Below are 14,520 nucleotides of genomic sequence, written 5' to 3'. Positions count from 1 at the left end.
GCGGTAGGTTAGGTTAGGCAAACCTAAGTTATTCGTTGCGGAGGACTCCGGATGCGTCACTTCCTCAGCCGTGCCGGCGCGCCGTCAGCCGCCGAGCGCGTACGCTCGATCCTGGCCGCCGCCCACTCGATGACCGTGGTCAGCGACGGACGCGGCCACGAGGTGCGCCGGCTGGACGGCCTCGGCGCCATGGGGCACTTCCACCTCCACGCCCCGTGCGAGAGCGGCGGCGCCTCGACCGGCACGCGGGTCCCGGTCCGGCTCGAACTCACCGACATCGCCCCCACGCCCGTGCGGGACCGGCTGCGCGCCCGGGTCACGCTGACCGGAGTGCTGGGCGCCCCGTATGACGCCGAAGCCACCGAGAGCACCTGCATGGAGTTCGGGCAGGCCGTCCTGGAGGACGCCGCCGGACGCTCGTACGTGACGCTCCCGGAGCTGGAGACGACCGAACTCGACCCGCTGGCGATGTGCGAGGCGGGCATGCTGACCCATCTCGTCGACGAGCACGCCGACTTGGTGCCCCGCCTGCTGCGGCTCGTCCGCCCGCGCCCCGAGGGCGGTGTGCGGCGGGTGCTCCCGCTGGCCGTCGACCGCTACGGCCTGACCTTGCGGCTGGAGTACCGGCGCACCCACCGCGACGCCCGTGTGCCGTTCCGGACCCCGGTACGGCACATCGACCACGTCGGGACCCAGATCCACGCCCTGCTCGCGGCCTCGCGCCGCATCTCCCACACCGGCCGGATGCCGGCCTGAGCCGAAAGGCCGAGACATGACGTCGTCGAGTGTCGTCCCGTACCGCATGCCCGACGCGGTGCCGGTGCCGGACGACAGCCCCTGCTGGACCATCGATCCGCACCGCTCGGCGCTCCTCGTGGAGCACATGCAGAAGCCCGTCCTGCGCGCCCTGCGCGACACCGCGCCGGTCGGTGAACTCGTCGCCAACATAGGCAGATTGGTGCACTGCGCGCGCTCCGGCGGAGTGCCCGTCCTCTATGTGACCGCGGCGCCCGGCAGACAGGTGGCCGGGAAAGGCGTACGGGTCGCCGCCCGGCCGGATCCGGTCCCGCCGGAGGAAGAGTTCGCCGAGGCGGAGGCGCGCGCGGTCGTCGAGGTGCTCCAGCCGCAGACCGGCGACACGGTCCTGACCGCCAAGCGCTACAGCGCGTTCGCCGGGACCCGGCTGCGGTCGCGCCTGAAGGAGCTGGGACGCGACCAGTTGGTGGTCGTCGGCGCGACGGCACGCACGGACGTCCTGCTCACCGCGGCCGACGCCTGGATGCAGGATCTGCGCCCCGTGGTCGTCGCCGACGCCGTGGCCGACCGCACCGCCGCCCACCACGCGATGGCCGTCCAGTGGCTGGCCGACACCTGCTCCATGGTCACCCTCACCGACTCCGTGGCGGCGGCGTTCCGTACCCGTACCGGCTCCCCGCAGGCCGCGGCGACCTGAACGGCCCGCGGACGACCGGTCACCGGCCCCGAGGCCGTACCGTCATCCGGATCCCGTCCCGTGCCCACAGGACGAACCGTTCCACCGGGGTCACCCCAGCGCCTCGTCGGCCCGCGCGGCCGGGCGCGGGTCGGTCCGCGGCACCCCGTAGAGCCGGCCGAGGTGCTCGGTCAGCACCTCCTCGAACGCGGCGACGACACGGGCCGCGTCCGTACCGGCGTCCGCGCCGCCGAGCGCGAACCCGCAGATCATCCGGAGCGACAGTGCGGCCAACTCCTGCTGGAGCTCCGCCGGTTCACCCTCGGGCTGTGCGGCGAGGCGGTCCGCGAGCAGGACGGCCTCCTCGGTGAAGTCCGCGAAGTGCCGCTCGTGCGCCGCGCGTCCGGCGAACACCAAGAGCAACACCCTGCGCCAGGGCGTGTGTTCGTCGGCACCGAGCACCTGTGGATTGCCCGCCTCGCACAGCGGGTCCAGGAACGCGAACAGTCCCGGCGGCCGTTCGTCCAGGTGCGCGACGCCTCCTGGTGCGCGAGACCGGGGATGCGCATGACGGTGCCTCCTGTCCGGAGCCTGCCCACGAGTCTGCCCGACGGAGCCCGGGGCCGGAAGCGATACCCTGGCGAAACCGGCGACCTGCCAAGAAGGCGACACGGCGTCCCGCTCACCCGCTCACCCGCTCACCTGCTCACCCGCTCACCCAGCGTCCCGGCATCGTGGCGTCCCGGCACCCCTGCTCCGGGGAGGGGGCGGTACGCCGCCCCCTCCGGCCCCCGTCGCTGCTTCACACCGGTTCGGCCCCCGCCGGAGCGGCGTCCCTCAGTTCGCGTTCCTCCGCCGCCGCCAGCCAGAAGAACACCGGCGGCAGGCCGAGTTCGGGCACCGTCAGGACGAGCTGGAACCAGTGCGGGCGGCCGTCCACGGCGAGCGAGAGCAGTCGGCCCGCGCCGCCCAGCAGGAACACACCGGCCAGCCATCGCACCGCCTGGGCGGGGATCGGACGCTGCCGCGCCGCCCACAGCCAGGCCAGTCCGTAGCCGACGAAACTGGATCCCATGAACCGGCCCCAGCTGTCGACCGTCGCCCCCGCCGAACCGGCCCCGGGGATCGCCGCGTTGCCGAGGGCCACGTGATACAGGCCGATCGCCACACAGGCCCAGCCCATCAGCCGGGTGAGTACGCGCAGAGTCCTGGCCATCGGGGCCTCCCCGTCGTCGCGGTGGAATCCGGTCGGCGTGCGGCTCCTACAGTGGGTGCACTAGTAGACGTGTGTCAACTAAGCTGCGCGCGTGTCCCCTCGCCAGCGCCTCACGCCCGACGCCCGCCGCGCCCAGCTCCTCTCCGTCGGCGCGCGGCTCTTCGCCGCGCACCCGTACGACGATGTGCCGATGGAGCAGGTCGCCGCCGAGGCGGGTGTCTCCCGCGCCCTGCTGTACCGCCATTTCCCCAGCAAGCACGCCCTGTTCGCGGCCGTGTACCGGCAGGCGGCGGACCGGCTGCTCGCGCAGACGCGGCTCGACCCCGCCGACTCCCTGGCGGAACAGCTCGTCCAGGGCATGGACGTCCACCTCGACTACTTCGTGGCCAACCGCAACGCGGTCCTCGCCGCCAACCGGGTCCTCGCGGGCGATCCGGTGATCCAGACGATCATGACGGACGAACTGGACGCGCTCCGGGCGCGGCTGCTCGCCGTGCTCCCGCTCGCGGACGAGGGCGCCCGCGCGGCCGTGTCCGGCGTCCTGAAGAGCTGGCTGGTCTTCGTCCGGGTCCTGTGCGTCGACTGGCTCACCCAGGAGACCTGCACCCGTGAGCAGGTGCGCGACGTCTGCGTCGGCGCGGTCCTCGGCGCCCTGCGCCCCCTCCTCGACCAGGACCCCGCCCCCGGCCACGGCTCCGCCCCCGACCGGCCGCACGGGGCCCCGGACCCGGCGCCGCCGCTTCCCCCGGACCGGGTGCGGCAGGCGAACATCTGATGTCGCTGACTGAACGGTCGGAGAAATCCTGCCGCGCATGGTTATGCGGTGCGGTATTGGCGATCTAGCCTTCCGCGCATGTCTGATGTTTCCCGCCGCAAGGTTCTCGGCGCACTCTCCGGTGGTGCCGCGCTCTCCCTCCTGCCCCCGTCCCTGCACCAGGCGATGGCCGCGCCCATGCCCCGGGGCGGCCTGCGTGCCATCGAGCATGTGATCGTCCTGATGCAGGAGAATCGTTCCTTCGACAACTACTACGGAACGCTCAAGGGCGTGCGCGGCTTCGGCGACCGTACGCCGCTGCGCCTGCCCAGCGGGGACAGTGTCTTCGAGCAGCCGCGCTCCCAGGGCGGCAAGGTGCTGCCGTTCTCCGCGCGCCGGGCGGCGGTCGACGCGGGCCGCAAGGAGAGCGACATCCAGTACCTGGGATCGCTCGCGCACGGCTTCTCCGACGCCAACCAGGCCCGCGGCAAGGGCTGGTGGAACGACTGGGTCGCCGCCAAGACGCAGAGCACCATGGCCTTCTACGACCGGCAGGATATCCCGCTCCAGTACGAACTGGCCGACCGCTTCACCATCTGCGACTCCTACTTCTGCTCCGTCTACGGCTCGACCAACCCCAACCGCCTCTACCTGTGGTCCGGCAAGACCGGCTACGAGCCGGACGGCGTCAACCGCGCCGTCACCAACGCGGCCTACGACTACAACCACGCCGGCTACGACTGGACGACGTACCCCGAGCGTCTGGAGGCCGCCGGTGTCTCCTGGCAGATCTACCAGGAGTGGGACAACTTCACCGACAACGCGGTGGAGTACTTCCGGCCGTGGAAGGAGATCGGCCGCAAGATCCTCGCCAAGGTCACCGGCAAGTACGCCACCACCGAGCAGTTCTACGACAGCCTCCCGGGCATGACCGCCGCGCAGCGCACGACCGCGCTGGCCGAGTTCCAGCGGGGCGTCGACGCGCTGACCGAGGCCGAGCGGCGGCTCTTCCGGCGCGGCGCCTACCGCTCCGAGCCGGACACGCTCGTCGACCGGATCCGGTCCGACATCAAGGCGGGCACCCTGCCGAAGGTCAGCTGGGTGGTGCCGACGGCGGCGCTGTCCGAACACCCCAGCAGCTCCACCCCGGTCGGCAGCGCCAACCTCGTCTACGACCTCCTCGACGCCATCGCGAGCGACCCGAAGACCTGGTCGAAGACGGCGCTGTTCATCAACTTCGACGAGAACGACGGCTACTTCGACCACGTGCCCGCCCCCGTCGCGCCCAAGCCGGCCTCCGGCAACGGCGACGACTGGTTCAACGGCAACCCCGTCGGTCCCGGCCCGCGCGTGCCCATGACCGTCGTGTCGCCGTGGACCGTGGGCGGGTTCGTCAGCTCGGAGGCGTTCGACCACACCTCCGTCATCCGCTTCCTGGAGAAGTGGACCGGCGTCCACGAGCCCAACATCAGCGACTGGCGCCGCAGCGTGTTCGGCGACCTGACCTCCGCCTTCGACTTCCACCGCGGCCAACGCCAGCCCCAGGTCGAGCAGCCCGGACCGGTGCCCGCCGCCGTCGGCCGCTGGAACCCCGTACCGCCCAAGGAGCAGGCGCTGCCCCGGCAGGAGGAGGGCACGCGCCGGACGCGCCCCCTGCCCTACCGGCTCTCGCTGCGGACCTCCCTCACCCGCTCCGGGCTGCGCCTGCACCTGGGCAACCAGGGCACCGTAGCCGCCCCGTTCACCGCCTATCCCGGTGACGGCAGCGCCCCGAGCACCTGGACGGTGGCCGCCCGCAGGAGCACCGACACCACGGTCGAGTACGGCGCCGACGGCTACGACCTCCAGGTCCGCGGCCCCGGCTGGTCCACCTGGGAGCTGCGCGGGACGGGCGTGGGCGCCGACGCGTATCTCGTGGAGCACCCGGCCGCCGGACAGGCGGAGATCGTCTGCACCAACTCCTCCTCCCGCACCCGCACCCTGCTCGTCGGCGAGTCGGTCTACTCCCACCGGCACGGCGGCGCGGTGCACACCGTCACCCTCGCGCCCGGCAGGTCCCGCAGTGTCCGGCTCCGCCTCGCGGACCACGGCTGGTACGACATCGCCGTCCTGGACCGGGACGACCCGGCCTTCCTGCGCCGGATGACCGGACGGCTGGCGGACGGCGAGCCCGGTGTCACCGACCCGGCGACCGGCACCGCCCCCGCGCTGACCGCGTCGATCGGCCTGCCCGCCGCGCTGCCGCCCCTGGACACGCCGTTCACCCAGGGGAACCCGACCGAGGTCGTCGTCACCGTACGCAACCAGGACCGGGGCCGGCTCGACACGCTCTCCGTCGCGCTGCTCGCCCCCTCCGGCTGGTCGGTGAAGCAGACCGGTACGGCCCCCAGGCGGCTCGCGGGCGGGGAGTCGGCCGAGGTGCGCTTCACCGTCACGCCCTCCGACACGACCACCGCGGGCCGGCTGGCCGTCGCCGCGCACGCGGAGGGCGGTGGCCTGCTCAGGTGGGCCGACGCACGGGTACGGGCGGCGGTCGCCCCCGCCATGAGCGTCACGCTCGCCGGGCCCGCCGCCTCGCCGGGCACCGACGGCACCGTGCTCTCGCCGGGCCGCCCCACCACGGTGACCGCCACCGTCACCAACGCCGGCGGCACCCCGCTCACCGCTCTGGCCGCCACCCCGGCACTTCCCGCGGGCTGGAGCGCCACCGTCCGGGGCACCGCGCCCACCTCGGTACCGGCCCGCTCGTCGGCGACCCTGAGCTGGGACGTGACCGCCCCCGCCACCGCGGCCCGCGCCTCCGGCACGCTCACGGCGGCCGTGAAGGCGAAGCTGCGCGGCACCGACACGCAGGTGTCGGCGTCCCTGCCCCTGCGGACCGGCCCCGTCCTGACCGGGTACCTGCTCGCGGAGGACTTCGAGTCCCTCGCTCCCGCGCTGGCACCCGCCGCCGACCTGAGCCGGCCCGGACTGCTCGGCTGGACCCCGACCGCGCCCAAGGGCTGGACGGTCACCAACGCGCCCGGCATGCCGCAGGGCACCCGGGAACTCCAGGGCTGGACCTTCCTGTCCAAGCAGTTCTGGTTCCCCGGCGGGCAGGACCGGCCCGCGTTCAGCCGCTCGCTCGGCGTCGTCGCCGTCGCCGACCCTGACGACTGGGACGACACCGGCAGCCCGTCCGGCCGGGGCCGCTTCGACTCGACGCTGACCAGCCCGGCGGTGGCCCTGCCCGCGGGCACCGCCACCCTGCACCTCGGCTTCGACTCCCACTACCGGCAGGAGAGCCCGCAGGAGGCCGAGGTCACCGTCGAGTTCGACTCCGGCGAGAAGGTGCAGCTGCTGCACTACAGCAGCGCCGCCACGGGCAACACCAACCTGGGCAAGGACCAGGAGAACCGCCTCGTCACGCTCTCCTGCCCGGTCCCGGCCGGCGCCACCTCGGTGAAGGCGAACTTCCGCGTCTTCAACGCGGGCAACAACTGGTTCTGGGCCATCGACCACATCCGTCTGGGCACCGGCCCGATCGCCGACGCCTGACCGCCCGAGGGCCGGGCACACCCGGCCCCCGCTCCCGTGCCCGTCCCCGGCCCGCCCGACGCCGTACGCGTCCGGCGGGCCGGTCCCGTGACCGGGCCCCCGGGCAGGCCCGGACCCGGCCTCCGGGAGTACGGGCCGTCAGGAGAACGGCCCCTCCGCGGTGAAGCGGCGCAACTGGCGGGCGAAGGTCTCGGCCTCCCCGGGCGGCCAGGAGTCGAGGCTGCGCGCGATGTGCCGGACCAGGCGCTCGCGCAGCTCGCCCACGGTCCGTTCGCCCTCCTCGGTGAGGACCAGGAGCGAGGCGCGGCGGTCGGCGGGATCCGGCTCCCGGCGGACGAGTCCGGCCGCCTCCAGACGGGACGCGCGCCGGGTGACGCCGGAGCGGTCGAGACCGACCTCCGATGCCAGGTCGGCCGCGCTGCGCGGCCCGGTCCGGGCCAGCGCGCTGAGCACCGGATACGTCAGCTCGTCCAGCGCCTCGCCCATGCCCTCGGTCAGCCGGCCGTGCAGCTTCGTGCGCGTCGTACGCCTGAGCAGCACGCCGAGCGCGTCGGCGATCTCTTGTCCCACTCGGTTCTCCACCCTCGGAACAATAGCGTGCGCGGTGCACGCTTCTGGTGCTAGGGTCCTCTTAAGAGCGTGCGCGGCGCACGCATTCTGGAAAGGTGGACCCATGTCCCGCACCGACATCCGCACCGCACTCACCGACCTGCTCCTCACCCCCGGCCTCACCGTGGAGGAGGCGGCCGGGCGGCATTTCACCCCCGACTACCGGCAGCGCACCGACGGCGACTGGGCCGACCGCGCCGCATTCCTGGACCACATCACCCACCTGCGTACCGTCGTCGACGGCGGCCGTATCGAGGTGCACGAGGAGCTGCGCGACGGCACCCGCTACGCCGACCGGCACACGGTGCACATCACCAAGAAGGACGGCTCGGCCGTGGCCATGGAGGTCTATCTGTTCGCCGAACTCGCCGCCGACGGACGCTTCCGCCGTATCGAGGAGACCACCCTGATGCTCCAGGGCGCCGAGGACGACCGGACGCTGGGCAGCGCCCGCTGACACCGCACCGGCGTTCCCGGCGGCCCGGCACCGGCCGGGGCCCGCCCCTCCCGGCTCAGCGCGCGGCGTCCGCCAGCGAGAGCAGGAGGTGCGCGGACTCCGGCCGGTAGAAGTCCGAATGGGCGCCGCCCGTGACGCGGTTGCCCTCGACGAACAGCTCCGTGGCGTCGATGTTCACGAGCCGCTTGCCCTCGGGGAACACATACGGGGTGCCGACGCCGTGGACGGGCAGCCGTCCGATCTGCCCGGCCGGGGCGGTCGCCCCGAGGTGCCCGACGGCGTTCTGCTTCTCGCTGCGGCGGTGGTAGAAGCCGAGGGCCGTGTCGGAGGGGGAGTAGGTCATCGCGACCGGCGCGTTGAGCACGCTCGGCCCGAGGATCGCGCCGTACGGCTCCCGTGCGAAGGCGTCGGCGGGCAGCGCCGCCTGGAAGAGGGTGAGGCTGTCCAGGGTCCACGGGTAGGCGCTGTCCCCCCAGTCCCAGGCGAGGGTGTCGGGGCCGCCCCGGGCCAGGCGTTCGGTCGCCTCCAGGATGCCGTGCAGCAGGAAGCGGCTGCCGAAGGAGTGGCCCACGCAGTGCAGATACTGCCCGTAGGAGCCGGCCAGGACGTCCGGGCCGGGCTCGGGCATGTCCCGGTGGTCGTTGAAGTACCCGAGCACGGCTCCCAGGATCCGCGGCACCTGGCCGTCCAGGGACATCGACGCCGTGCGGTCGCGGACCGTGCGGTAGTCCAGCGGCAGGCGCCTGTCGGCCGACGGCCAGCGTACGCACACGAACTGCGGGCGGAACCCGTCGATGCGCGGATACGCGCCGGGCTGCTCGTCCCACACCGACTCGACCAGGGAGAACAGCCTCCGGGCGTCGTCCTCGGCCCGCTCGGCGGAGGTCCGCCAGCCGTGGACGTAGAGGAAGATGTCGGTGGTGTCCTCGCGCAGTCCCAGCCGCTGCTCCAGATGCTCGGGTACGTCGTCGGCGGTGACGCGGCCGCGGCCGCCGGGCCGCAGCAGGTGCCCGTCCGCGTCCAGGTCGATCACGTTCCACTGCGGTCCGGCGCCGGTCATGGGCTCCCCGTCTCGGCTATCAGGCGGCTGTCGATACCCCGTACCAGGGTGAACGCCAGACCGAGCGGCGTGGCGTGCTGGGAGATGAACTCCTGGGTGAGATGGCGCATCACCGGGGCCGCGCACTCGCCCTTGAAGAACTCCTCGAAGAACCGGCAGGTGAAACGGCTGGCGAACTGTGTGCTGACCTCTATCTGCGGGCCGATGACACACCCCACGCCGAGCTCGAAGAACGGTCGCGCCAGGCCCTCCTGGAAGTACATGCCGACGCGGCCGCCCTCGCAGACCATCATGAAACACAGCGGGTTGCTCAGCCGTTCGCCCCGGTCGCAGGCCCAGCTGTTGATGTCGTCGGCGTAGATGGGCTCGTTGTCGCTGAGGACGACCTTGGCCTGATGGTCCCCTCTGCGGTCGGTACGGACCCCGGTGCCGTGCGCGCCGAAGACGAGTACGTGGTGGTCCGAGTCCCGTGCGATCAGCGACGCGGAGGTCTGCGGCTTCGTGTGGTGCTCCTGGCAGTCGGCATGGGTCTCGACGACGTTGCGCACCGGCTGGAGCGGACAGGCGTCCGGCTGGTCCCTGTTCTCCAGCCGGGTGTCGAAGTGCAGACTGGCCCTGGGCCGCTCCGTCCCGTAGTGGATGAAGGGGTCGTAGTCCGGGACGCAGCCGAGGTTGTGCTCCACGATATGCGTGTAGCCGAGGAAGCCGGTCCACTGGCCCGGAGCACCGGCGTTCAGGAGCGCGCCGGGATCGGGGTGCAGATAGAGCATGCCCCACGGGACGAAGAGGTCCTCGGAGGTGACGGTGATGGTCTGCGGGCCGCTGCGCAGGGCCTGGGCCAGGGCCTCTTCCAGGCGCTTCAGGCCGTTGTCCCCCTTGCGGAACAGCAGCCGGTACAACGACTGCCCCGCAAGGGCCAGTTCGGTGCAGACCGCGGCGAGTTCGCTCTCCGCGTCCCGCGCGCCGACGGTCTGGGCGGGAAAGCCGTCGTAGACGTAGCGGCTGGCGACCTTTCGCCGCACGACCTTGTCGACCCACTGGTCGTGCAGGTTCGCGACGCCCGCCGCTATGTCCCGCTGGCTGCACTTCAGGAGTCCCTTGTACGGCGCGTTGCCGTCGTAGGGCAGCGCGGGCCCGTGGGCCCGCACATTGTATCCGCCGTGTGTCGCCTCGAATTCCAGGAATATGGTTCTTTCCTGTAACCGCCCCGGGTGCGACCGCGGGAGTCGCTCAAGGTTCTCGTACGCGTCGTCCAGCTCAAAATCGAGTTCGACGTCAGATGGCATGTTCAGTGTTCCGCACCGTCCCCGTCGGTGACATCCAGCGTGCTCTTGATGCGCTGGATCACGGCCCCGTCGGCACTGCGCACCACGTCGATGCGCAGCGTCAGCGGTTCGGCGGTACGGGGAGTGATCCGGAAGTCCTCCGGCGGAGTTCCGCGGTCGTCCGTCAGCCGGGTGTGGATGACGGACGGACTGACCTTCGCCGAGCCGGCTCCTATGCGCAGCGTGAGGTCGAGGGGGTTGTCGTCGGTGGCGTCGTCCGGCCGGGGGACCCAGTCCCTGCCGTCCGGCTGGTAGTTGAACGTCACCCGGAAGCGCCGTCCGACCCGCAGCGGCATGGAGCCCTCGGCGACCCGCAGCCGGACCCGGTGGCCCCGGTGCACCGGTCCGCGCCGGGGCGCGGGGCCCTCGCCGCCGGATCCGGACTCCTGGCGGCCGGCGGCGGGCGAGGGGGCGGGGGCCGGGGCGGGGGGCCGCGGTGCGCGCGGCAGCCGTACACCGGCGTCCGGGGACTGCGGTGTGCCGGACTCGTCCGTGCCGCCCTCGGGTTCGTCCAGCAGTACGGGGTCGAGGATCGAGGAGAGCGCCTCCCCGGGCGAGGTGGGCAGATCGCCGGGGATGCTGTCCCGCAGGAGGCTCGCCCAGGTCCGTACGGGCCCGGCGTCGTCCAGGCACGTGATGGCGGCGCCGGGGAAGTCGAAACGCCAGTTCCCGGCGGAGGGGGCCACGCTGCCCCGGAGGCGGTCGGGCATCCACGGCACGGGGCACCGGTCGTCGTCCCCGGTGTCCGTCCCGGTCAGGAACTCCGGCTTTGCCGCGTCGAGTTGCGCGGAGGTGTCCCACTCCACCAGGAGTCTGCTGAAGCCGGGCCGTGGCTCCTGCGGCGCGAAGTGCTCGGCGAGCGGGGCCGGAGGCGACGACGGGGACGACGAGCAGACGTCGAACATCATCATCACCTTCTCGGCCCGGGTCTTGCGTAACTCCCCCACCAGATCGCTGGCCAGGACGGTCTCCCCGTCCAGCAGTTCCAGGGCCAGATCGAGCACCGTGCCGGAACTTCTCACCGTGCCGTGGCAGGCCAGATAGACCAGGACCATGTTCCGGCCGTGTTCGACGAGTTCGTCCACCGCGTCGAAGAGGTGCTGCCGCGACGTCGGGGCCCTGAGCAGCGAGGCGCTGTCACGGGTGAAACCGCAGTGGCTGCGCAGCAGGGCCCGGTACACCGTCTCGGCGTCGGCGCTCGGCTCGTACGCGGGTGTGTCCCAGGTGCCGAGGGTCTGCCGCAGCCGGCCCCCGATGGCCAGGGCGTAACGGGAGAGGGCCTGGTCCAGCTCCGCGGAGTGCCGCCGGGCCGGCAGCAGGTCAGGCTGCCCCTGTGCGTGGCCCAGCAGGGCGGAGGGGATCAGCGGCCGGTCGAAACCCTGTGCGTTGCGCAGCATGGGCCGCAGATAGCCGCTGCCGCGCATGGCCGCCGCCAGCAGCCGGTACAGCTCCGGCAGGCGCATGCGCGCGCGGCGCTCGTGGGGCTCCGCCCGCAGCAGCGAGGCCAGATGCTGGGTGAAGACGGACGGCGCGTGGCTGTCGGCGGCGAACGCGAACGGCGAGGTGCCGATGGACGAGAGCACCGCGACACGGTCCCTGCTCAACCGGTCGATCTCACGCTGGAGCAGCTTGCGGCGCGCGCTCTCGGCCGCGCCCGGGACCAGGCAGGTGTCCAGGATCAGCAGCCGGTCCCGGCCGGGCGACCGGGTCATGGTGCTCACCAGTTCGCGGGCGGGCAGCCATTCGGTGGGGCGGCCGTCGCCCGGGTCCAGGGCCAGTTGCAGCCGGCCCTCCGGACCGAGGCGGCAGTGCCCTGTCCAGTAGACCAGCAGCCCGTCTCCCGAGGCCGCGTTGTCCGCGACCTGGCCGAGGGCGTCCGCGCCGGACCGGGGGACGACCGTGTGGCAGGTGTCCGGATCCACTCCGGCGGCATCGGGCCCGGTCAGCGCCTTCGCCAGCAGCTCGGCGTTCCGCTGCGTACCCGCGGGCAGCGAAGGGCCGTCCACCTGTCCGCCCTGGAACAGGACATGCTGCGTCACGAACGGTGCCATCAGGTCCCCCCCTCGTCACCCGAGCACACTCGCTCGATGGTAAATGTATCGGTCGCTTAAAGGGGAACTTTCGCGATTTCGGCTGGATATCTTTTGTTCCGCCTCCTGGGGCGGAACATATCTGGAGTGCCGCCCGATGCGCCGAAACGGTTTTTCATGATTCCGCGCCGCGCCCGGGTGAAGGGGAATGTCCGGTCGGGCGGCGCGTGCGGGTCCGGCCGCCCGCACCGCCCGGCACCCGACGGATCACACCTCGGGCACCGGCACCGCCGTCCGCCCGGCCCCGGACGCCGCCGCCGGGTCCCAGCCCTCGCGCGGTACGGAGGCCAGCAGCAGCCGCGTGTACGCGTGCTCCGGATCGGTCAGGACGCGGCCGGTCGGCCCCTGTTCCACCACCGTGCCGCGGCGCATCACCAGCGTCTCGTCGGTGATGTGCTGCACCACGGACAGGTCGTGGCTGACGAAGACGAGGGCGACACCGGTGTCCCGCCGGATCTCGGCGAGGAGCTGGAGGATCTGCGCCTGCACGGAGACGTCGAGCGCGGCGACCGCCTCGTCCAGGACCAGGATCCGCGGCCGCACGGCGAGCGCCCGTGCGATGGCGAGGCGCTGGCGCTGGCCGCCGGAGAGCGCGTGCGGCCGGGCGTCCGCCTCCCGGGCGCCGAGCCCGACCTGGTCGAGCAGGGACTCGATGTGCGGATCCTCCGCGGGATGACCGTGCAACCGCAGTGCCACACGCAGACAGTGACGTGCCGTCAGGCGCGGGTCGAGCGAGACGTACGGGTCCTGGAACACCATCTGGATCTCCCGGGCCCGCACCAGCCGGTCGCGCCGGGCGCGCCCGCGGCGGCCCGGGGTACGGTCCGCGCCGTCCACCGCGACCGTGCCCCGGTCGGGCCGCACCAGCCCGACGAGGGTGCGGGCGACGGTGCTCTTGCCCGATCCCGACTCGCCCACGATCCCAAGCGATCCGCCCCGGGGCACCGTGAAGGACACGTCGTCGGCGGCGGTGAGCCGGCCGCCGCCGGGCAGCCGGTAGGTCTTGCGCAGACCGGCCACGGCGAGCAGCGGGACGGTGTCGGGCGCCGTCGTGGTGGCATGGGTCATCGGGCGCTCCCGGTGCTCTGGAGGGGGAGGAGTCGGCAGGCCGCCGTACCGCCGCCGGCCACCGCCACCGGCTCCGGCCGCCAGGTCTCGCAGTCGGGCTCGGTGTGCGGGCAGCGCGCGGTGAACGGGCAGCCGGGGAACGCGTCGGCGAGGGACGGCGGGCGGCCGGGGATCGGGCGCAACGCCCGCTTCGTATCGCCCAGTTCGGGCGAGCAGGCCAGCAGGCCCTGGGTGTAGGGGTGCCGGGCGTCGGCGAACAGCCTGCCGCCGCGCTGCTCCTCCACCACGCGGCCCGCGTACATGACGTACACGCGGTCGCAGTAGGCGGCGGCCAGATGCAGATCGTGCGTGATGAACAGCAGTCCCAGTCCGCGCTGTTCGCGCAGGGTGCGCAGCAGGGCGAGGATGTCGGCCTGGGTGGTGACGTCCAGGGCGCTGGTGGCCTCGTCGGCGAGGAGCAGCTCCGGTTCGGCGGCGAGCGCGCCCGCGATGACGACACGTTGCAGCATGCCGCCGGAGAGTTCGTGGGGGTGCCGGCGCAGTTGCCCGGCGGGGTCCGGCAGGCCGACGGCGCCGAGGAGTTCGACGGCGCGGTCGCGGTCGGCGCGCTTGTCCCGGCGGCCGGTGCGGGCGAGCCGTTCGAGCAGGAAGTCGCCGATGCGGCGTACGGGGTTGAGGGCCGAGCGCGGGTCCTGGTGGACCATGGCGACGCTGCGGGAGCGGTGTTCGCGCAGCCGCGCGCCGGTCAGCGACAGCACGTCGGTGCCGTTGACCCGGACCTGCCCCTCGGCGTGCGCGTCCTCGGGGTGCAGGCCCAGCACGGCCTTGGCGGTGGTGGACTTGCCGGAGCCGGACTCTCCGACGAGGCCGACGACCTCCCCGGCGCCGACCCTGAGGCGGACGTCGGCCAGCAGCGGCCGGGCGGTGCCGGGCAGGGTCAGGGTGAGGTTCTCGATGTCGAGCAGCACGGGG

The 14,520-nt window shown here is 72.8% G+C and carries 13 protein-coding genes; 5 read left to right on the top strand and 8 right to left on the bottom strand.

What is annotated here, in order from left to right:
• The first annotated feature begins 51 nt into the window (after nt 1-51).
• A complete protein-coding gene (locus B086_RS0104695; RefSeq protein WP_018565249.1) occupies nt 52-756 on the top strand; it encodes a DUF2470 domain-containing protein in 705 nt (234 codons plus the stop codon).
• Nucleotides 757-772: 16 nt separating this feature from the next.
• A complete protein-coding gene (locus B086_RS39135; RefSeq protein WP_063746751.1) occupies nt 773-1,453 on the top strand; it encodes an isochorismatase family protein in 681 nt (226 codons plus the stop codon).
• 90 nt (nt 1,454-1,543) lie between these two features.
• Here the strand turns inward: B086_RS39135 and B086_RS0104685 are convergent, their stop codons facing one another.
• Both B086_RS0104685 and B086_RS0104680 read right to left on the bottom strand, forming a co-directional pair.
• The gene (locus B086_RS0104685) at nt 1,544-1,849 is read right to left on the bottom strand and encodes a hypothetical protein (RefSeq protein ID WP_026252103.1); all 306 of its coding nucleotides are present in this window, start codon (nt 1,847-1,849) and stop codon (nt 1,544-1,546) included.
• Nucleotides 1,850-2,234: 385 nt separating this feature from the next.
• Nucleotides 2,235-2,648, bottom strand: a complete 414-nt coding sequence (locus B086_RS0104680; protein WP_018565246.1) for a DUF4345 domain-containing protein — start codon at nt 2,646-2,648, stop codon at nt 2,235-2,237.
• A gap of 91 nt (nt 2,649-2,739) precedes the next feature.
• Here B086_RS0104680 and B086_RS0104675 point away from each other — a divergent pair, with 91 nt between their 5' ends.
• Both B086_RS0104675 and B086_RS41830 read left to right on the top strand, forming a co-directional pair.
• Nucleotides 2,740-3,423: a TetR/AcrR family transcriptional regulator gene (locus B086_RS0104675; RefSeq protein WP_018565245.1), complete on the top strand. Its 684-nt coding sequence runs from the start codon at nt 2,740-2,742 to the stop codon at nt 3,421-3,423.
• Between the two features lie 78 nt (nt 3,424-3,501).
• The gene (locus tag B086_RS41830; protein WP_051115761.1) at nt 3,502-6,939 is read left to right on the top strand and encodes a phosphocholine-specific phospholipase C; all 3,438 of its coding nucleotides are present in this window, start codon (nt 3,502-3,504) and stop codon (nt 6,937-6,939) included.
• A gap of 138 nt (nt 6,940-7,077) precedes the next feature.
• On the opposite strand, the gene B086_RS0104665 is transcribed toward B086_RS41830, so the two are convergent.
• Nucleotides 7,078-7,521 carry a MarR family winged helix-turn-helix transcriptional regulator gene (locus B086_RS0104665; protein WP_026252101.1) on the bottom strand — a complete coding sequence of 148 codons (444 nt, stop codon included), beginning with the start codon at nt 7,519-7,521 and terminating at the stop codon, nt 7,078-7,080.
• Nucleotides 7,522-7,612: 91 nt separating this feature from the next.
• On the opposite strand from B086_RS0104665, the gene B086_RS0104660 reads away from it, so the two are divergent.
• Nucleotides 7,613-8,005 (top strand): nuclear transport factor 2 family protein, encoded by a 393-nt coding sequence (locus tag B086_RS0104660; protein ID WP_018565242.1) that lies wholly within the window; start codon nt 7,613-7,615, stop codon nt 8,003-8,005.
• A 55-nt stretch (nt 8,006-8,060) separates the two neighbouring features.
• Here B086_RS0104660 and B086_RS0104655 read toward each other — a convergent pair whose 3' ends face one another.
• From B086_RS0104655 to B086_RS39125, 5 genes are all read right to left on the bottom strand, one after another.
• Complete coding sequence (locus tag B086_RS0104655; RefSeq protein WP_018565241.1) at nt 8,061-9,065, bottom strand: hypothetical protein; 1,005 nt, start codon at nt 9,063-9,065, stop codon at nt 8,061-8,063.
• Nucleotides 9,062-10,213, bottom strand: a complete 1,152-nt coding sequence (locus B086_RS0104650) for a CHAT domain-containing protein (protein ID WP_018565240.1) — start codon at nt 10,211-10,213, stop codon at nt 9,062-9,064. Before B086_RS0104650 ends, B086_RS0104655 begins: the two co-directional genes overlap by 4 nt.
• A gap of 140 nt (nt 10,214-10,353) precedes the next feature.
• Nucleotides 10,354-12,441, bottom strand: coding sequence for a hypothetical protein (locus B086_RS0104645; RefSeq protein WP_018565239.1), 2,088 nt, complete (start codon nt 12,439-12,441; stop codon nt 10,354-10,356).
• A gap of 246 nt (nt 12,442-12,687) precedes the next feature.
• Complete coding sequence (locus B086_RS0104640) at nt 12,688-13,548, bottom strand: ABC transporter ATP-binding protein (protein WP_018565238.1); 861 nt, start codon at nt 13,546-13,548, stop codon at nt 12,688-12,690.
• The gene (locus B086_RS39125; protein ID WP_018565237.1) at nt 13,545-14,516 is read right to left on the bottom strand and encodes an ABC transporter ATP-binding protein; all 972 of its coding nucleotides are present in this window, start codon (nt 14,514-14,516) and stop codon (nt 13,545-13,547) included. Before B086_RS39125 ends, B086_RS0104640 begins: the two co-directional genes overlap by 4 nt.
• Nucleotides 14,517-14,520 lie beyond the last annotated feature (4 nt).

The organism is Streptomyces sp. PsTaAH-124, from assembly GCF_000373685.1.
Classification (GTDB): Bacteria; Actinomycetota; Actinomycetes; order Streptomycetales; family Streptomycetaceae; genus Streptomyces; species Streptomyces andamanensis.
The sequence above is the reverse complement of the archived record's forward strand: the minus strand, read 5'-3'. Positions and strand labels throughout refer to the sequence as shown.